The 19,423-nt window shown below is 43.8% G+C and carries 19 protein-coding genes; 7 read left to right on the top strand and 12 right to left on the bottom strand.

Annotated features, from left to right (window positions below; all coding sequences use genetic code 11):
* Nucleotides 1-203: 203 nt before the first annotated feature.
* Nucleotides 204-392: a hypothetical protein gene (locus ACFSUO_RS06350; protein ID WP_382392272.1), complete on the bottom strand. Its 189-nt coding sequence runs from the start codon at nt 390-392 to the stop codon at nt 204-206.
* A gap of 199 nt (nt 393-591) precedes the next feature.
* On the opposite strand from ACFSUO_RS06350, the gene ACFSUO_RS06355 reads away from it, so the two are divergent.
* Nucleotides 592-1,212: a YktB family protein gene (locus tag ACFSUO_RS06355; protein ID WP_382392194.1), complete on the top strand. Its 621-nt coding sequence runs from the start codon at nt 592-594 to the stop codon at nt 1,210-1,212.
* A gap of 49 nt (nt 1,213-1,261) precedes the next feature.
* On the opposite strand, the gene ACFSUO_RS06360 is transcribed toward ACFSUO_RS06355, so the two are convergent.
* From ACFSUO_RS06360 to ACFSUO_RS06375, 4 genes are all read right to left on the bottom strand, one after another.
* Nucleotides 1,262-1,531, bottom strand: coding sequence for a UPF0223 family protein (locus ACFSUO_RS06360; RefSeq protein ID WP_382392196.1), 270 nt, complete (start codon nt 1,529-1,531; stop codon nt 1,262-1,264).
* Nucleotides 1,532-1,546: 15 nt separating this feature from the next.
* Nucleotides 1,547-2,506 carry an NAD(P)H-dependent flavin oxidoreductase gene (locus tag ACFSUO_RS06365; protein ID WP_382392198.1) on the bottom strand — a complete coding sequence of 320 codons (960 nt, stop codon included), beginning with the start codon at nt 2,504-2,506 and terminating at the stop codon, nt 1,547-1,549.
* Between the two features lie 175 nt (nt 2,507-2,681).
* Complete coding sequence (locus tag ACFSUO_RS06370; protein WP_382392200.1) at nt 2,682-2,786, bottom strand: GapA-binding peptide SR1P; 105 nt, start codon at nt 2,784-2,786, stop codon at nt 2,682-2,684.
* A 150-nt stretch (nt 2,787-2,936) separates the two neighbouring features.
* Nucleotides 2,937-3,827: a polysaccharide deacetylase family protein gene (locus ACFSUO_RS06375; RefSeq protein WP_382392202.1), complete on the bottom strand. Its 891-nt coding sequence runs from the start codon at nt 3,825-3,827 to the stop codon at nt 2,937-2,939.
* A 444-nt stretch (nt 3,828-4,271) separates the two neighbouring features.
* Between ACFSUO_RS06375 and ACFSUO_RS06380 the strand changes: the two genes are divergently transcribed.
* On the top strand, nt 4,272-5,876 hold the full coding sequence (locus ACFSUO_RS06380; protein ID WP_382392205.1) for a BCCT family transporter: 1,605 nt from the start codon (nt 4,272-4,274) through the stop codon (nt 5,874-5,876).
* Between the two features lie 248 nt (nt 5,877-6,124).
* Here the strand turns inward: ACFSUO_RS06380 and lpdA are convergent, their stop codons facing one another.
* From lpdA to ACFSUO_RS06410, 6 genes are all read right to left on the bottom strand, one after another.
* The gene (lpdA, locus tag ACFSUO_RS06385) at nt 6,125-7,531 is read right to left on the bottom strand and encodes a dihydrolipoyl dehydrogenase (RefSeq protein WP_382392207.1); all 1,407 of its coding nucleotides are present in this window, start codon (nt 7,529-7,531) and stop codon (nt 6,125-6,127) included.
* 3 nt (nt 7,532-7,534) lie between these two features.
* Nucleotides 7,535-8,818, bottom strand: a complete 1,284-nt coding sequence (locus tag ACFSUO_RS06390) for a dihydrolipoamide acetyltransferase family protein (RefSeq protein WP_382392209.1) — start codon at nt 8,816-8,818, stop codon at nt 7,535-7,537.
* A 22-nt stretch (nt 8,819-8,840) separates the two neighbouring features.
* Nucleotides 8,841-9,818, bottom strand: a complete 978-nt coding sequence (locus ACFSUO_RS06395) for an alpha-ketoacid dehydrogenase subunit beta (protein WP_382392211.1) — start codon at nt 9,816-9,818, stop codon at nt 8,841-8,843.
* A gap of 1 nt (nt 9,819) precedes the next feature.
* On the bottom strand, nt 9,820-10,902 hold the full coding sequence (gene pdhA, locus ACFSUO_RS06400) for a pyruvate dehydrogenase (acetyl-transferring) E1 component subunit alpha (protein WP_382392213.1): 1,083 nt from the start codon (nt 10,900-10,902) through the stop codon (nt 9,820-9,822).
* Between the two features lie 301 nt (nt 10,903-11,203).
* Nucleotides 11,204-11,356 carry a hypothetical protein gene (locus ACFSUO_RS06405; RefSeq protein ID WP_382392215.1) on the bottom strand — a complete coding sequence of 51 codons (153 nt, stop codon included), beginning with the start codon at nt 11,354-11,356 and terminating at the stop codon, nt 11,204-11,206.
* Entirely contained in the window at nt 11,349-12,053 is a 705-nt protein-coding gene (locus ACFSUO_RS06410) for a YkyA family protein (RefSeq protein ID WP_382392217.1), read from the bottom strand. The genes ACFSUO_RS06405 and ACFSUO_RS06410 overlap by 8 nt, the downstream gene beginning before the upstream one ends.
* 268 nt (nt 12,054-12,321) lie before the next feature.
* Here ACFSUO_RS06410 and def point away from each other — a divergent pair, with 268 nt between their 5' ends.
* From def to rnjA, 3 genes are all read left to right on the top strand, one after another.
* Nucleotides 12,322-12,873 carry a peptide deformylase gene (def, locus tag ACFSUO_RS06415; RefSeq protein WP_382392219.1) on the top strand — a complete coding sequence of 184 codons (552 nt, stop codon included), beginning with the start codon at nt 12,322-12,324 and terminating at the stop codon, nt 12,871-12,873.
* Nucleotides 12,874-13,485: 612 nt separating this feature from the next.
* The gene (locus ACFSUO_RS06420) at nt 13,486-13,701 is read left to right on the top strand and encodes a DNA-dependent RNA polymerase subunit epsilon (protein WP_382392221.1); all 216 of its coding nucleotides are present in this window, start codon (nt 13,486-13,488) and stop codon (nt 13,699-13,701) included.
* A gap of 3 nt (nt 13,702-13,704) precedes the next feature.
* A complete protein-coding gene (rnjA, locus tag ACFSUO_RS06425) occupies nt 13,705-15,372 on the top strand; it encodes a ribonuclease J1 (RefSeq protein WP_382392223.1) in 1,668 nt (555 codons plus the stop codon).
* 397 nt (nt 15,373-15,769) lie between these two features.
* On the opposite strand, the gene ACFSUO_RS06430 is transcribed toward rnjA, so the two are convergent.
* Entirely contained in the window at nt 15,770-16,438 is a 669-nt protein-coding gene (locus ACFSUO_RS06430) for a potassium channel family protein (protein ID WP_382392225.1), read from the bottom strand.
* A gap of 621 nt (nt 16,439-17,059) precedes the next feature.
* Here ACFSUO_RS06430 and ACFSUO_RS06435 point away from each other — a divergent pair.
* Complete coding sequence (locus ACFSUO_RS06435) at nt 17,060-18,409, top strand: cytochrome ubiquinol oxidase subunit I (RefSeq protein WP_382392227.1); 1,350 nt, start codon at nt 17,060-17,062, stop codon at nt 18,407-18,409.
* Nucleotides 18,406-19,419: a cytochrome d ubiquinol oxidase subunit II gene (locus ACFSUO_RS06440; RefSeq protein WP_382392229.1), complete on the top strand. Its 1,014-nt coding sequence runs from the start codon at nt 18,406-18,408 to the stop codon at nt 19,417-19,419. The genes ACFSUO_RS06435 and ACFSUO_RS06440 overlap by 4 nt, the downstream gene beginning before the upstream one ends.
* The last annotated feature ends 4 nt before the right edge of the window (nt 19,420-19,423 follow it).

The following is a 19,423-nucleotide window of genomic DNA, read 5'->3' on the forward strand; positions in this document are numbered from 1 at the left end:
AATAAACGGACAATAATCACACTTAGGGTCATTTCCGGAGGCAGGAATGTACCTTTAGAATAACTTGGTTTTCACCAGGCCTCGATTTTCTGATAAGGTCAACCATAACCCGTACTTGTTGACGTTAGAACAATAAAATGACCCCAATTGATTCATACCCATAAAAAAGAGTATATGTAATTTTGGGGTCATCTTCCTCTGTCTTATTCCTGTAATTGCAAAAGCCTTGCACGAAGCGCTTTCAGTTTTTCTTTCGATTTGATGATTTGCACGCTGTCATTGGCCTGGATAGCATCATATAGCGTCATCAGTTCATAATCAATTTCAATGCGGATAACGGGCAGTTTGCTTTTGTCAGCTTTTCTTCTTAGATCCTCCATCACATATTTCACGTCACCCACAACCTTTCAATCGCTTTTATTATGTATATGCTGCTGTATTTCGATTCGTTCATCGTTTGTTTGTTCATCCATTCCCTCTCACCTGCTATCAAAACATTCAGATAAGTGTTGTTGCTTGACTTGCTTCTCTTTTTTCACTAATAATATGACTACCATCAATTGAATGAAGACAAGGAGGGGATTGAAGCTTATGGATTTTACAGGTTTTATGGAAGAGGATTTTGATGCCTTCACAATCGACGGCTTGGATGAACGGATGGAAGCCATCAGAGAACGCATACAGCCGAAATTCAAGTCAATTGGGGACGAGCTTTCCGGGCCCTTATCGGAAATGACAGGCAAAGAGATGCATGTACATATTGCCAAACATGCCAGAAGAACGAAAAATCCGCCAAACGATACGTGGATGGCATTCTGTCATGATAAAAGAGGATATAAGAAGCACCCGCATTTCCAGATCGGGCTGTTTGATGACCATTTGTTCATGTGGCTCGCCTATATTTACGAGCTGCCTGGTAAAGAGAATATTGCCAAAGCGTTTTTAAACCACACTGCTGATATCAAACAATCGATTCCGGGCCATTATGTTGTTTCACTCGATCATACAAAAAAAGATGCAGAGACATTGGAAAACATTGATCTTGAACAAGCGCTGGCACGGCTTCAAAACGTTAAAAAGGCAGAATTTCTGATTGGCAGGCATTTCAAGCCAGGTGACCCTGTCCTGAGAGACCCGGAGCGTTTTATACAAGAAGCTCGGGCCACTTTCAGCACACTCACACCCCTGTTCAACATCTCGATGGATCAGTAAGAGCGCGGTGAACGAAAAAAAAGACCTTTCATCATGAAAGGTCTTTTCGTCATTTCATACGAATATTTTTCTGGTCACTGTTTCTGGCTTTTTTTACAACTGGAAAAGCAGCATAGCCTGATGCTTGCTCAAACTCTCGAAAATACGTTTTTTCCTCACTTTTGGAAGGGACAATACGCTTGAACTTCTGATAAGCAGCAAGCACATCCTCCCGCGCGACCTGTTTCTCATACGCCTGCTCCACAAGAGAAAAAAAGTTCACAACATCAATCACTTCCTGCTTAGACCATTCATCGTCAAGCGGATAATGATAATTCATCGCTTGTGTGTCACCTCATTCACTCCATTTTCGTCTGATTGCACTGGCTTCCTCCAGCATGGTATCGATTAGCTCACTGACAGAGGGTGTATCCTGGATTCTTGCTGCACTTTGACCGGCCCAGCCAAATCCTTTCGTATCATCGCCGGCGTAAATATAGCGTTTGTTCGCTTCCCCACTTATATGCCCCTTGAGTGATTCGTAGTCTCCATGCTGTTTTTCAAGTTCCAATATTTCATCCGTCCAGGAATTTTTTAACGCCCGGGCTGGTGTTCCAAGTGAACGCTTGATGACAACCGTCGCATCTTCTTTAGCATCCATCAGTGCCTGTTTATAAGCAGGATGCGCATCAACACATTCCTTTGCGGCAATGAAGCGGGTACCCATTTCAATTCCTTCCGCACCGAGTGCAAATGCAGCCATCATACTCCGCCCATCAGCAATACCGCCTGAAGCAATAACAGGAATCGACACTGCATCCACAACTTGCGGGGCCAGCACGAATGTGCCGGTATCACCACGACCAAGATGGCCGCCCCCTTCATGGCCCACTACCATGACCGCGTCTGCCCCAAGTTCTTCTGCCTTCTCGGCTTGCCTGCGTGCAGCTGTCAAAACCAGCTTTTTAATTGGATGGGCGTGAACCATGTCAAGAACAGGCTTGGGATTACCACCGGTCACAGATATGGCCGGCACTTCTTCATCGATTGCAACCTGCACCATATGCTCAAAAGGCCGGCGATGCTGTCCGATGGCAAAATTCACCCCAAATGGTTTGTCGGTCATTTTTTTCACCTTATGGATTTCCTCACGAAGCGCTTCAGGGCCATCCAGACTCATTGCTGTAATTTGCCCCAATCCTCCGGCATTGGATACAGCTGCCGCCAGGTCGGCGTATGCCAGGTAAGCAAGACCACCCTGGATAATCGGATAATCAATATGTAACAGCTTCGTTACCTCCGTCTCCCACTTCATAGAATACCCCCCATTTTTCTTTTATGATAGCATTTCATACCCAATGCTGGCTAATTATTAACCGAACATTAGAAAAAACTACGGCTTTCACCAAAACTTTATAGTGATTACCGTAGTTTTGTTTATAAAAAAAGCTGTATCGATAACATACAGCTTTTCGAATCTGAAAACGTATTCAATTCTGATTACAATCCGGGCAAGTTCCAAACAGTGTCGTTACTTTTTCATCATCAAAATGTTCGATAACTTCCTGGCAGTCCTGACAGATAATAGTCCCCATTATTCCCAGCTCCTTTGATCAAACTGTAATGTGATTTTTATTATAGTATGACACAGTCGACAAATCAACCTTAAATTAGTATATCATATTATTAAGTTTATGTTTTTGTGCAAAAAAACAGCCAGTTATGAGCAACCGGCTGCTTATTGTTTATTCCTTTGTCTGTATAAGGGCTGGGTCAACGATTTCATATCCTTTGGCTCGTAGACCTTCTATAATATCCGGCAGCGCTTCAGCAGTCCATTCGCGATCATGCATCAGCAGATTGGCGCCTGGTTTCAGCAAGCTATAAGGGACATCAACTTCTGGACCTTTACCCGTGACCATAGCTTCTGTTAGCTTTTCGGCATCCATATATGGTTCAAAATAATCATAGCCATACGTCCAATTCATCGTCACCATACCTTCGTCCGCAGCGATTTGTCGCGAGAAATCCGTGTTTTCACCGTGTGGCGCTCTGAAAAATTGCGGCCGTTCCCCGATTATACCTTCTATCCTATCATTCAGGCTGACAATTTCTTCTTTTTGCTTCTCGGTCGACAAATCAGACAGAAGTTTGTGATTATATGTATGGTTGCCTATTGCAAATCCCATATCATGAACTTGCTGCAGTGTTTTCTTATCCTCAGAGTCCAGAGAATGACCATTTACAAAAAAAATGGCGCTAGCCTCCAAGTCTTTTAACGTATTTGCCATTTTCAAAGCATGTCCATCAGGTGCATCATCAATTGTCAGCAATACTACTTTTTCATTTCCTTCTTCGTTGACAGGCACCACAGAAGAAGTTTCCTCATCTATTTGATAAATGGGTTCTGTAGTTTTTTCCTTGTCCTTGTCCATCCGGTTTTCCTGTGTCTGTTCTTCCTCATTTGCGTCCTCTTCCGGCTCATTCTTGCTGGTTTCAGCATCATTCTTTGTCGATTCCTGTGTCTTTTCCTGGTCTTCTCCCTGTTTGCTTTCCCTTTCTGCATCTGAGGTAATGTCTGCACATCCGGTTATTAGTAATATAATTGCAAGGACAAGCCATATAATGTTTTTCAAACTGTGCCTCCTTGTCTTTTCCTCTGATCTTATTATACAGTATAAAATAGAAACTTGACTACATCCTTTGTTTACTAACTTCGGATATGGGTTTACGTATACAGTATGAATTGGATATAAAGGGGGAGAATAGAACTACATTTTTGGTTGAATTGTTGCTGTGAGTATGTTTAAATACTTAACGGTGCCAATTCGACATAACTCGAACAATTACATAGAAAGGGGCGGAGAATTTGAAAAAATCACACGCATCTTTTATTAAATAGAAAAATTATAAAATCCTCCGTGATCATCATTATTTTCATTTATATGGGGGTTATATCCGGTCTTATGTTTTCAAAACACGGTATATCAAACGTTGAAAACAAGACGAGAAGCCGGTTTGTTATACGACGAAATTTTCGAAAAAAGATATAGGGAGGTCTTACTATTAAATCCAAAACATTGACATCTGTTTTTTGGGTATCTATTGCATTAGTATCTGTATTTATCATATGGGGGGCTTTTTTTCCATCAAATGTTGAATATGTATTAGGCATAGTTGACAGTTTTATTTCAGATACATTTGGCTGGTTTTATTTAGTGGTCACAACAGGATTTGTTGTCCTTGCATTGTATTTGATCTTCGGGCCATATGGAAAAATTAAGCTTGGAAAGCCTGATGATGAGCCAGAGTATAGTTATTTTACCTGGTTTGCATTTTTGTTTACTGCTGGTATGGGGGTCGGCCTCGTATTCTACGGCGTGACGGAACCTATAACACATTTTTATTCACCACCTTCTGCTGAACCAGAAACGACAGCTGCTGCAGAAGAGTCAATGCAGTACACCTTATTCCATTGGGGATTCCATCCATGGGCTACGTACGCGGTGCTTGCATTGACACTGGCTTATTTTAAATTCCGTCACGGGGCTCCTGCATTAATCAGTTCCGCTTTTTCGCCACTGATTGGCGACCGGTCTAAAGGCGGTTTGGGAATCGCTATTGATACACTGGCCGTTTTTGCCACCGTATTTGGTATTGCAACATCTCTTGGGCTTGGCGCAACACAGATTACAGCCGGTTTAAGCTTCACCTTTGAAGGAATTCCAAATACACTGATAACCAATCTAATTGTCATTTTAGTAATCACCATATTATTTATGCTTTCTGCTACGACAGGCATTAACCGGGGTATCCGCTATCTGAGCTGGACAAATATTGTTCTTGCCGTCGCATTGATGCTCTTTGTGTTTATTCTCGGATCCTCTGTAAAAATGATCGAGTCCTTTACAACAACATTGGGAAATTATTTGCAAAACCTTCCAACAATGACATTCGGCATGAATGCATTTACAGGTGACAGAGATTTTCTTAATGCATGGACACTCTTTTACTGGGCTTGGTGGATCGGCTGGTCACCATTTGTTGGAACCTTTATTGCCCGAGTCTCCAGAGGAAGGACTATTCGTGAATTTGTCCTCGGAGTAACCGCCGTACCAGTCATATTCAGCGCCTTTTGGTTCTCTGTTTTCGGTACTGCCGGATTTGAAATGAATTCAGCTGAAGGAGGAATTATCCATCAGTTGATGAATGAAATGGGAAATGAAGTAGCCTTATTTGCATTTCTTGAGTCAACGCCCGCGGCAACTGTTGTCATCGGTATCGCAGTGCTCTTGATTACATCCTTCTTCGTTACCTCAGCCGATTCCGGTACATTTGTGCTTGGCATGCTGACAACAGGAGGAAAGTTAAATCCGAGTACAGGTGTTAAAGCTATCTGGGGAGTTATCCTTGCTGCAACTGCTGCGGTTCTATTGTGGTCCGGCGGGCTGTCAGCACTCCAAATGGCCATGCTGATTGCTGCATTCCCGTTTGCGATTTTGATGATTTTTATGTGTATTTCGCTCCTCAAAGCACTGAACAGTGAACATGATATCTTGCAGATGGAACTCAAACAGCGCGAACATGATCCGAAATTCCGGGAAAAACAGCGGAAAAAACTCAGAAGAATGCGCGAAGGATTTAAGAAAACACTTCCTGATGCTGAAGATGAAAGAGAATCTTAATGTACAAAGCTGTCCAAAATGGGATCCCCCATTCTGGACAGCTTTTTCATGAATGCCAGCACCTATTCAAAAGGCTGAAAGTCACGACCTTTTTAGTCCTATCTGGGGTGTATGTGGCTGGAGTTCTTATTCCAAATAAGGATTATAGCGCTTAATCAAACCAAAAAATGAGCCACGTCCAGCTTATGTGGACGTGGCTCATTTTTCAGTTCTTCGTTCAACCAGCGTATTCATTTTGCGATTGTTCTTTACATTGTATGGATAGGCGTGCCTAATGCCACGTCAGCAGCTTCCATTGTTACCTCACCCAGCGTTGGATGGGCATGAATGGTAAGTGCAATATCTTCAGCAGTCATTCCTGCTTCGATTGCCAGTCCCAGTTCTGCGATGACATCACTGGCGTTCGGGCCGGCTACCTGTGCACCAATGACCAGACCATCATCTTTTCTTGTAATCATTTTCATGAACCCGTCCGTGTTATTCAGGGACAGTGCACGGCCATTAGCTGCAAACGGGAATTTGGAGGCTTTCACCTCGTAGCCTGCATCTTTTGCTTCTTGCTCCGTATAACCGACACTGGCGAGTTCCGGATCAGCGAAGACAACAGATGGAATAGCCAGATAATCAATCACTGATTTCTCACCGCTGATTGCCTCTGCAGCTACTTTTCCTTCATAGGATGCTTTATGAGCAAGGGGCGGTCCTTCGACAATATCACCGATTGCATAAATGTTTTCCTTGTTCGTACGGCATTGGTTATCAATGTTTATAAGTCCTTTATCATCCACATCAATGCCTACTTGCTCAAGTCCCATTTCTTGTGTGTTTGGACGGCGGCCGACAGTGACCAGCACATAGTCTGCCTCAACTGTCTCTTCTTTGCCGTTTACTTCATATGTCACACTCACACCGTCATTGGATTCCTCGACACCTTTGGCCATTGCTTCCGTGACAATATTAACGTTTTTCTTCTTCAGGCTTTTCTTAACCGGCTGCGTCATTTGTTTTTCAAATGCACCCAAAATTTCTTTCGTTCCCTCAAGGATGGTTACCTCGGTTCCGAAATTGGCGTATGCAGTGCCAAGTTCAATTCCGATATAGCCGCCGCCGACGACAACCATTTTCTCTGGAATTTCATCGAGGTTCAGTGCGCCTGTCGAATCCAGTACACGATCAGAGAATTTGAAGTTCGGGATTTCAATCGGTGTTGAGCCTGTTGCGATAATGCAGTTGTTAAATGTATATGTCTGGGAATTTTTTTCGTCCATTACTTTTACCGTGTTTTGATCGACGAAATAAACTTCCCCTTTAACAATATCCACTTTATTGCCTTTCAGCAGACTTTCAACACCGGAAGTCAGCTTATTAACAACTTGTCCTTTCCACTCCTGTACTTTTGAAAAGTCTACAGAAACATTCTCTGCAGTAATTCCCATTTCTTCATTTCCGTGCGCACTCTGCGTCTTATGACCTGCTTCAATCAGTGCTTTGGATGGAATACAGCCAACATTCAGGCATACACCGCCAAGGTCACCTTTTTCCACGATGGTCACATTTTGGCCAGTTTGAGCAGCACGAATGGCAGCTACATAGCCGCCAGGTCCTGCCCCGATAACAAGTGTGTCTGTTTCAATTGGAAAATCCCCTACTACCATACTTTACGCCTCCATCATAATTAATTGTGGATCGTTCAATAAACGCTTAATCTGGTTCAGAGCCAGCTGTGCAGTTGCTCCGTCAACGATACGGTGGTCAAAGCTCAACGACACCGCCAGTACAGGAGCTGCTACAATTTCGCCGTCACGGACAATCGGTTTTTCCTGGATGCGGCCAATGCCGAGAATAACTGCTTCCGGATAATTGATAACCGGAGTGAACCACTGTCCGCCGGCAGAACCGATGTTAGTGATCGTATTCGATGCACCTTTCATCTCTTCTGATGACAGTTTACCACTGCGGGCTTTATCTGCCAATTCATTTATTTCCTGTGAGATGGTAAAAATCGACTTGCGGTCTGCATCTTTGACTACTGGCACTAGCAGGCCTTTATCCGTATCGGCTGCAATGCCGATATTGTAATAATGTTTGTGAATAATCTCATCTGTCTCGTCATCGACGGAAGCATTGAGAATTGGATGATTTTTCGATGCGGAAATCAATGCTTTAACGACGTACGGCAGATAGGTTAGTTTAATATCTTGCTCAGCTGCAACTGACTTGAATTTCTTACGGTGGGCTACAAGCTCAGTAACATCCACTTCATCCATCAGTGTGACGTGTGGTGCTTTTGTTTTGGAATTGACCATTGCTTTAGCGATGGATTTACGGATGCCGGACATTTTTTCGCGTGTCTCAGGGTATTCACCCTCAGGAGCCTTGGCCGCTGCTGCCGGCTGTTCTGAATCGTCTTTTGTTTCAGCAGGCTCATCCGCTTTCTGATCACCGCTTAAGTACTGATCAATATCCTCTTTCAGAATCCGTCCATTCTTTCCGGAGCCTTGCACGTCCTGGATGTTCACATCATTTTCACGTGCATATTTACGGACAGACGGCATGGCAATAACACGACGGTCATCATCGGTTTTTTCAGGTTCTGGTTGTTTATCGGAAGAATCGGCTGTTTTTTCTGGAGCCGCTGTTTCCTTTTCTTCTTTCTTGTCCTGATCGGCCTCTTCTTCTTCACCGTCATCATCGGATTCATATCCTTCTGCGTCAAAAGTAATGAGTGTGTTGCCGACAACCGCCACTTCCCCTTCATCGACGTGGACTTTGGTTACTGTTCCTTCCACTGGCGAAGGGATTTCGACAACGGCTTTATCGTTCTGCACCTCACACAGCACGTCATCTTCTTTTACTTCGTCGCCTTCTTTAACGAACCATTTGGCTATTTCACCTTCATGTATGCCTTCCCCAATGTCTGGGAGTTTAAAATTATAAGCCATTATGACAGCCTCCAATCATTTATTAAAAGTTCATGACCTCTTGCACTTTGTTAATAACATCCTTATGGTTCGGAAGCCATACTTCTTCAGCCTGTGAGAATGGATAAACAGTGTCAGGTGCTGTCACGCGCATAATCGGTGCTTCCAGATGCAGAATTGCGCGCTCCTGGATTTCAGAGATAACGTGTGCGGCAATCCCTGCCTGACGCTGTGCTTCCTGAATCATGACAACACGATTTGTTTTCTTCACGGATTCAACGATTGTTTCCGTATCGATGGGCGATATCGTGCGCAGGTCAACAACTTCAGCGTCGATATTTTCCTGTTCGAGTTCATCGGCAGCCTTCAGCGCCGTATGGACCATTGCGCCATACGCGATAAGGGTGACATCCTTTCCATCACGCTTGATGTCTGCTTTATCGAGTTCAACCGTGTAGGCCTCATCTGGCACTTCACCGCGGAAAGAACGGTACAATTTCATATGCTCCATGTAGAATACCGGGTCGTTATTACGGATGGAGGAAATTAAGAGTCCTTTCGCATCATATGGTGTGGATGGCACTACCACCCTGAAGCCCGGCTGCTGCGCAATAAGTCCTTCCAGTGAGTCAGCATGCAGTTCCGGTGTATGTACACCTCCGCCGAACGGTGTGCGCACAGTGATCGGTGCCGATTTACTATCACCAGAACGATAACGCATGCGTGCAATCTGGCCATTCAGCGCGTCCATGGCCTCATAAATAAAACCGATAAACTGGATTTCCGGAACAGGGCGGAATCCCTGCAATGCCAGACCAAGCGCAAGACCGCCAATTCCAGATTCAGCCAGTGGCGTGTCAAATACACGTTCTTCCCCAAATTCATCCTGCAATCCTTCTGTTGCACGGAAGACACCGCCGTTCTGACCAACGTCCTCACCAAATACGAGGACATCTTCATCATTTTTCAGTTCATGATGCATTGCATCAGTAATCGCCTGAATCATCGTTTTCTGCGCCATTTTACTTCGACTCCTTTTCCCTATATTCTTCCATTTGCTCCTGCAGGTTGGATGGAAGTTCTTCATGCATGATATCAATCAGATCGGTTACTTTCTGTTTTGGATGGTCATCGGCTTTTTTGATGGCAGCTTTAATTTCTTCTTTCGCTTCCTCGATGACTTTATTTTCATCCTCTTCAGACCAGAGATTTTTTGCTTCCAAGTACTTGCGGAAGCGGATAAGTGGGTCGCGTTTCTCCCATTCATCATTAAGGTCTTCCGTGCGGTACCGTGTCGGATCGTCGCCGGCCATTGTATGCGGACCATAACGATAGGTCAGTGTTTCAATCAGCGTCGGGCCTTCTCCGTTCAGTGCACGTTCACGGGCTTTTTTCGTAACCGCATAAACAGCAAGTACATCCATACCGTCAACCTGAAAGCCTTCCACACCTGCAGCAACAGCTTTTTGAGCCAATGTTTTGGCATTGGTCTGCTTTTCAACCGGGACTGAAATAGCAAACTGGTTATTCTGGACAAAGAAAATAGCCGGAGCATTATAAGCACCTGCAAAGTTCACACCTTCATAAAAGTCACCCTGGGAGGTTCCGCCATCACCGGTATAAGTAACTGCAACGCCTTGTTTACCACGCTTCTTTATTCCCAGTGCAACACCGGCAGTCTGGGTATATTGTGCACCGATAATAATCTGCGGACTCAGTCCATGTACACCTTCAGGGAATTGGTTGCCGTGGAAATGGCCTCTTGAGAACAAGAAAGCCTGGTACAGTGGAAGTCCTTGCCAAATAAGTTGTGGCACATCGCGGTATGCCGGAAGCAAAAAGTCTTCTTGCTCCAGGGCATAGTGGCTTCCAAGCTGGGATGCTTCCTGCCCAGCAGTTGGTGCATAAAACCCTAAACGTCCTTGACGGTTCAGTGCAATGGACCGCTGATCAAGAACTCTTGTATAAACCATTCGGCGCATAAGTTCCTTTAAGTCATCATCTGACAAATCAGGCGCATGTTCTTTGTTCACGATTTCTCCATCTTCATCGAGAACCTGGAACATTTCGAACTGATTTTCAATACTTTCTAAAACTTGTTTCAAAATCGTTCACCTCTTCCTTTCTAATCACCTGTTTTATAGTCTTTTCTAGCCTTCCCTAAATATGAAAAAATCTGTACCCATTTGCCTTTATTCTTGTTCCCTGCATTGCTTAGTGTTAATCATTTTTTGATGCCCCGAAACTGTTACATTATAAAAGCAAAAATAATTGGTACAATAACTGATCCATGTTAAAGTTTAGCTCATTTCGAATCATTTGGTCAATCACTTTGTTTTATATTAATCATTTTTTACAAGGTTGGCACCGCTTTCATTGATTTGCCGTCCGTTGGCTGACAAACTGTTATACTATTTCCACGATAACTGTATCACTTAATTGTTTTGCCGAAAGCTTCCAGGTCAAACTGGACTCCCGTTGGGGCAGCCGGCCTGCCAGGAATAAAAAAGAACCGGACCATTTCTGGTTCCCCGATTCTTTATTCAGCAGTTTATTCATTTTTCTCTGACTCCGGGCTTTTTTCTTTCTTTTCTTCTGTATTTTCGTACGAAACATCAATATCGGCCGCTTTATAAAATTCCTTTTTCAGTTCGTTGTACTCATTCGTAAGATCGTTAAATTCCTTATTAGCGTCGATCACCTTCTGGTAGCTGTCATTTAAACCGGAAATATGATCAGACAATTTTTTCTGTTCCAGTTCCTTATCCTGAAGCATGGTGTATAATTCCTTTTCCATTGACAATGACTTAGAATAGGCTTCATGCAGTTTCTCATAAGCATCGTAGCGGTCAGTCATAGCAGCAAACATCTCGTCTGCCTTCTTCTGTACTGACTCTTTCTCAAGGTCAGCAAGCTTGTCCTCCATTTTCATGAATTCTTCTTTCGAGGCCTGCATGCTTTCGTTTTCCAGTTCTATTTTTTTCTCTCTTTTTTCGATGTTGGACAGTGCCTTCTCGGACAGTTCTTTAATCTTGTCGTAGTCGTCCATGCTCAATTCGATAATTTTCTTATATATTTCCTGCTCTTTCTGTTCCAATTCCACAATCGGATTCTGCTGTTTCTCAAACGTTTCCTCCAGTTCGACCGCTTTTTCCAGGTGATTGTAAATCTGTTCAGAAGCAGATGTGCCGCTGCACGCCGGCAGAAATACAAACAAGATAACAGCACTGATCAGTAATGATTTTTTCGATACCACGTTAATGAGGCCCCCTTCGTTCCTGGTGCAGCATTTTTTTCAAGTATAACATATTATGAACCATACCAAATTCATTTCATTCCGTCAGCAGTACTTGCCTGGTGCCATAAAAAATTGCTTGTCCTAAGTTAATTTTATGATACGGGAATTGAAATTATGTTAGAATATGACTATCCATACGTATCTCGATAACTGCCCCTTTCTTTATCCAGGGGTGGAAAAGTGCGTTTATAACCCACCTATTTTTGACGTTTAGGGAGTGTCATATATGATAACAATGGACGATATCGTACGTGAAGGCCATCCAGCTTTACGCGAAAAAACACAGGAAGTGCCTGTTCCTCCTTCTGAAGAAGATAAACAATTGCTGGAAGACATACTGACGTTTATTAAAAACAGTCAGGACGACGAAATGGCCGACAGATACCAATTAAGACCAGGTGTCGGGCTCGCAGCGCCACAGCTTGGCATCACTAAGCGGATGTGCGCAGTTCATTTCGAGGATTCCAAAGGCAAACTATACAGTTATGGGCTCATCAATCCTAAAATTGTAAGTCATTCCGTTGAAAAGGCCTATTTACCATCAGGAGAAGGCTGCCTTTCCGTCGACAGGGACGTAGAAGGCTATGTCCCGCGCTATGCACGCATCACGGTTAAAGCGAAAGATATGGAAGGAAACGATCTGAAATTGCGTCTGCGCGACTTCGCTGCGATTGTCGTACAGCATGAAATCGATCACCTTGATGGTGTCATGTTTTACGACCATATCAATCAGGAAAATCCATTCGCAGTACCTGATAATGCAAAAGCAATCGGCTGATACTGACAGGAATCCGACATCTCCCGGGTTCCTGTTTTTCTTTTGCATAATATTCCAATTGGAAACGAATAATAAAGATACAAATTGCGGCAAAAACAACTTTTTTAAAACAAATACATTATTTTCATTTCAAAATTGCTGTAACCGTATTATACTATATAGTAAGAGGGATTGGATCGGCAGAACGTTTTTATTGCTTTTCTTAACTGTGGAAAGGAGATGCAGCGCGCATGCTTAAACGCCTAAGGGAAAAGCTGAAAAAACGGTGGAAAGATTTTCTGGGAAGAAGACGTGTACCAACTACTTTTAACAAAGACTACCCTGAATAGAACAGCCGATGGAAACCTACCCTGCATGTATGGATTTGCACTCTCATGCGGACACAGGCACTCTAAAGGCTGAAGTCACAGTCGGACGAATCAGGTTTAGTGTAAAAAAAACTAATAGGGTTATAATGGACAACTGGAAAAACATTCCGCAGATGACAGCCTTAAAGAAATGCGCGAATTGCGGCTTGCATCTGCCGTGGATAATATTTTATACCAGCCATAGGAACAGGAGACGGAATTTGATTATTAAAAACAGACGAAACAGAAGTGAGGAGAGATAACCATGATTTATAAAGTATTTTATCAGGATTTGCCCGATGAGATACCCGTACGTGAACGAACGGAAAGTCTATACGTCGAGGCCGAATCCGAAAGGGAAGTCCGTGATAAACTATACGATCGCAACTATGAAATCAATATTGAATATATCCAGCCGCTGACGGAAGCACATTTAAATTATGAAAAGCAATCTGACCAATTTGAATTGGAGACCGTCTAGCCGATGAAATTTGTCAAAAATGACCAGACAGCGGTATTTGCATTAGGCGGACTTGGTGAAATCGGAAAGAACACATATGGCATCCAATTCCAGGATGAGATAATCTTAGTTGACGCCGGGATCAAATTCCCCGAAGACGAACTGCTTGGTATTGATTATGTGATTCCGGACTACACCTATCTCGTGCAAAACAAAGATAAAATAAAAGGATTATTCATAACACACGGGCATGAGGATCATATAGGGGGCATCCCATACCTCTTGCGCGAAGTAAATGTGCCTATCTATGCCGGCAAACTTGCGATCGGATTAATCCGCAACAAACTGGAAGAACATGGTCTGTTGCGAAGTACAAAATTGCATAACATTGAAGAAGATAACGTCATTAAATTCCGTAAAACGTCTGTTTCCTTTTTCCGAACAACCCATAGCATACCTGATTCATTCGGTATCGTTGTCAAAACACCACCCGGAAATATCGTCCATACCGGTGACTTTAAATTTGACTTCACACCTGTTGGAGAGCCAGCAAACATTGCAAAAATGGCTGAAATTGGTAAAGAAGGTGTGCTGTGTCTTCTGTCAGATAGTACCAACAGTGAAGTGCCAGGTTTTACCATGTCCGAACGCGTTGTAGGTGAAAACATTAATGATATTTTCAATAGGGTTGACGGGCGATTAATATTTGCAACCTTTGCTTCAAATATCTATCGCCTGCAGCAGGTAGTCGAAGCAGCAGTCAAACACGACCGGAAAATTGCCGTGTTCGGCCGAAGCATGGAATCATCTATTCGTATCGGGCAGGAATTGGGCTATATTCAGGCTCCAAAAGATACCTTTATTGAGCCAAATCAGATTAACCGTCTTCCCGCCCATAAGGTGACAATTCTATGCACAGGGTCCCAGGGTGAACCAATGGCCGCATTGTCCCGTATTGCAAATGGGACTCACCGGCAAATCCAAATTATCCCTGGTGATACAGTCGTGTTCTCATCTTCCCCAATCCCGGGCAATACGGTCAGTGTGAGCAGGACAATCAACAAGCTTTACCGTGCAGGTGCGGATGTCATTCACGGCAAACTTAGCAACATTCATACTTCCGGTCATGGAAGCCAGGATGAGCAGAAGCTAATGCTAAGGCTTATACAGCCGAAATATTTCATGCCAATCCATGGTGAATACCGCATGCTGAAAGAGCATCTTAAGCTGGGTGAAGCTTGCGGAACCGATCCGAACAATTCCTTTGTTATGGACAACGGTGACGTTCTGGCACTTGGGAAAGACAACGCCATGATTGCAGGCAAAATCCCATCCGGCTCCATTTATGTTGATGGAAGCGGCATTGGTGACATTGGCAATATTGTATTGCGTGACCGCCGTATTCTGTCCGAGGAAGGCCTTGTGATGGTTGTTGTAAGCATCAATATGAAGGAATTCAAGATTGCATCCGGACCTGATATCATTTCACGCGGTTTCGTTTACATGCGTGAATCGGAAGACTTAATCAATGAGGCGCAAAAACTTGTAGCAAAACACTTGGATAAAGTGATGGAGCGCCGGACAAGTCAATGGTCCGAAATCAAAAATGAAATAACCGATACCATCGCACCTTTCCTCTTTGAAAAAACAAAACGCAGGCCGATGGTACTGCCGATCATTATGGAAGTTTAACAAAAGCGCAAGCGCCCGGTTAGCGACGTACAGACTGGACTGAGCCGAAGGAGATAAAGGAAGCACGGTGAGCGTAAGCGAATCGATGCTGACTTATCACACGGAAGTGAAGGAAGTCGTGCTAGTCGCTGGGCGCTGGAGCTGGACGTGGTTAATTCTGTTTTTCAGTTATCCACAGCATTTCTTAAGAACAAAAAGGAACGGTTCGTGTCCCTCCTTTCCAGAATCCTGATGCAATTTCAAAAGTGCCGTGAACATAACGTTCACGGCACTTTTTTGTAACGTCAGAAAATATAAATTATGGACGACCTTATAAGTAAAACTAAGGCTTTCACTATAAAGACTTGGTGAAAGCCAAGTTTTTCTAATAACAGGGTTATTTTCCGCCCCTGGTCACCTAGCCTTGATCAATGACAAGATGTTTCTCAAATCTGGAAATATCCTTATCCGCTCCAATAATAATGAGAATATCCCCTTCTTTCAGGACATCATCTGCTGCCGGTGATACATTGATTTCTTTATCACGCTTAATGGCGACAACGTTACAGCCGTAATTTGCACGAATATCGAGATCCACCAGCGTCTTGCCGCGCATTCGTTCACCGGCTTTCACTTCTACAATGCTATGGTCGTCGGAAAGCTCCAGATAATCCAGAATGTTATTGGAAATAATATTATGAGCAATTCGCTTTCCCATATCCCGTTCAGGATGAACAACCTGGTGGGCACCAATCCGGTTCAAAATTTTCTCGTGATAGTCATTTTGTGCTTTCACTGTAATTTTCTTAATATCAAGATCAGTCAGAACAACAGTTGTCAGTATACTTGCCTGAATATTGTCGCCAATTGCCACAATCACATGATCAATATTTTTAATCCCCAGTTCCCTTAACGTCGCCTCATCCGTTGAATCGGCGATGACTGCATGGGATGCAATATTCTTAAATTCGTTTACCTTGTCCTCATCTTTATCAATGGCCAGTACCTGCATACCTTCCTGATTTAGTTCCTGGCAAATGCTGCCTCCAAAGCGCCCCAGACCGATTACGGCATAATCTCGTTTCATTCCACTGCCCCCCCATTATCCAATGTACTTCCCATGGTCTATAGTCTATCACACTGTTGTGTAAATGACATATGGTTTATGTCGAAGAACGAAACGTCTTTTGTAACGGCCCTTTTCGTAAACTATGCTGTTTTTCCAGCGTAGTTGATCTAAACTGCGACATGGTGACAGCTAGTTGCAGTTTGCTATGACCCCCGCCCCGCTCCGGAAATACACTTGGTTGCTCGTCGTGTTGCAAGTCTTTCGGTGAAGAGTTTCCTGATTTTCGCGCGACTTTCGACCCGGCTCGCGCGACTTTCCTGATTTTCGCGCGACTTTTGGCTACCCCAACGTAGCACTTACGTCGTAGTTTATAGAAAATATTTAACAGGGAATGACACAAAAGCAACAATCTTTTAAAAACAGCCTTTGTAATCAATTCGCTACAAAGTTTTCATTTTCCTGTCACAGCAACAGCCCACGCTGTATGACACAATCGTTTATACTATGAGTATAGGGAAAACTTATTCATGCCCATTTTGAAACACTGGTCAATCGTGAGGACCAGCTATGATAACCGGAAATTCCATGCCCGTTCTCTTGGCTGCAGCTGGAGAAATGGCTTCATAAGGAGGTACAACAATGGAACTGGATACAGTCCTAATGAGCAGATTGCTGACCGCGATGACGCTCGGGTTTCATATTATTTTTGCTACACTTGGGGTAGGGATACCGCTGATGATTTCTATTGCTGAATTTATCGGCATCAAAAAAAATGATCCGCACTACCAGCTTCTAGCCAGACGTTGGACGCGCGGATTCGTTATTACGGTTGCCGTTGGTGTTGTGACAGGTACCGCAATTGGACTTCAGCTGTCCCTGGTATGGCCGAATTTTATGCAAGTTGCCGGCAACGTTATCAGTTTACCGCTGTTTATGGAAGTCTTTGCCTTTTTCTTTGAGGCAATCTTTTTAGGAATCTACTTATATACGTGGGACCGATTCAACAATCCGTATATCCATTGGTCCTTCTCGCTTCCAATTATTATCGGCGGCGGGTTTTCTGCAGTGTTTATCACCACGGTAAATGCTTTTATGAACACGCCGCAAGGGTTTGAAACACAGGATGGGACCTTTTCTGCAGTCAATCCGCTGGCAGCAATGCTGAACCCGGCAACACCAACGAAAGTGTTCCACGTTCTGACATCGGCGTATGTGACGTGTGCGGCTATTTTGGCTGCGATAACAGCTGTTATGATTCTAAAAGGGAAAATGACAGATTATCATAAAAAAGCGCTGCGGCTTACAATGACACTGACATTCCTGTTCGCCCTCCTGACGGCATTAGCCGGGGATTTCTCAGCTAAATTCCTTGCTGATCATCAGGCCGAGAAATTAGCCGCAGCAGAATGGCATTTCGAAACGGAACAAAATGCCGATCTGATCCTGTTTGGATGGCTGAATGAGGATAATGAACCAACCGGCGAAATTCGTCTTCCAGGGTTTTTAAGCTTTCTGGCTCATGGTGATTTTAACGCTGAGGTGACGGGCCTAGAAGCATTTCCGGAGGACGAACAGCCGCCATTATGGGTGCATTACATGTTCGATCTGATGGTGACTATCGGCTTTTTCCTTCCGGTAATTGCACTATTGTATCTCGTTTTAGCCAAGGTAAAAAAATGGAATGAACACAATAAAGGAATGTTGTATCTTATCGCACTAAGTGGGCCTTTGGCATTGATGGCTATCGAATTCGGCTGGATTTATGCTGAAGAGGGACGGCAGCCGTGGATTATCCGGGGATATATGACTGTAGAAGAGGCTGCCACATCTTCGCCTTACGTTACACACATGTTTTTCCTTTTCCTGGCGCTATACATTGTGCTTGGCACGTTATGTGTCATTACACTGCGGAAACTTTTCCGGAACAACCCTGCCGAAGAGGAACTGGAGAAACACTATCCGAGCTTAAAAAAGGGTGATGACGAATGAGCTATGAACTGGTCGGCATTACTGTTTTATGGATTTTTCTTTATGGATATCTGATTGTAGCATCGATTGACTTCGGTGCTGGCTTCTTTGCTTTTTATGCCAGATTTACGAAAAAAGATCATGTGATCAATCAGCTGATAGCAAGATATCTGTCACCGGTCTGGGAAGTTACGAATGTCTTTTTCGTCTTTTTCTTTGTCGGGATTGTTGGCTTCTTCCCGGAAACCGCTTATTATTATGGGACAGCAATGCTGGTGCCGGCGAGTTTTGCCATTATTCTTCTCGCTATCCGCGGCTCGTTTTACGCATTTGAAAATTACGGATCCAAAGAGAGTACGGTGTATACGTTTCTGTACGGTGCATCCGGCTTGCTAATACCGGCATCGCTATCAATTGCTCTCACCATATCGGAAGGCGGATTTATCAAAGAAGAAAACGGGAGCGTCTCCTTAAAATACATGGAACTATTCACCAGTCCCCTGTCATGGAGCATTGTTGCGCTGTCGATTGTATCCATTCTATTCATCAGTGCCACTTTTCTGGCATTCTATGCTGCACGCGCCAGAGATTTACCGGCACTGAAACTAGTCCGGACATTTGCGCTGTTTTGGAGCACGCCAACGATCATTGCAGCACTGACCACATTCATCGTATTAAGCCAGCATAATGAAAGGCATTATGAAAGTATGCTCGACCTATGGTGGGTGTTCGGTCTATCTGTTGGGTTTTTCTTAATAGCAGTGTGGCTTCTTTACCGGCAGAAGCATTATGGGCTGGCATTCATCAGTGTCATGCTGCAGTTTCTGTTTGCATTTTTTGGTTATGGCATTGGACATTACCCATACCTGCTTGACCCTTATATATCCATTCATGAAGGGGCCACGCACACCTCTATGGGCATTGCCCTGGTGGTGGCATTCATCGGCGGACTACTGTTGTTGATTCCGTCGCTGATCCTCTTAATGAAATTGTTTTTATTTGATGCAGAGTATGTCAAAGGTAAGAAATAACAAA

Origin of the sequence: Lentibacillus juripiscarius (genome assembly GCF_042685205.1) — a bacterium.
Classification (GTDB): Bacteria; Bacillota; Bacilli; order Bacillales; family Amphibacillaceae; genus Lentibacillus; species Lentibacillus juripiscarius.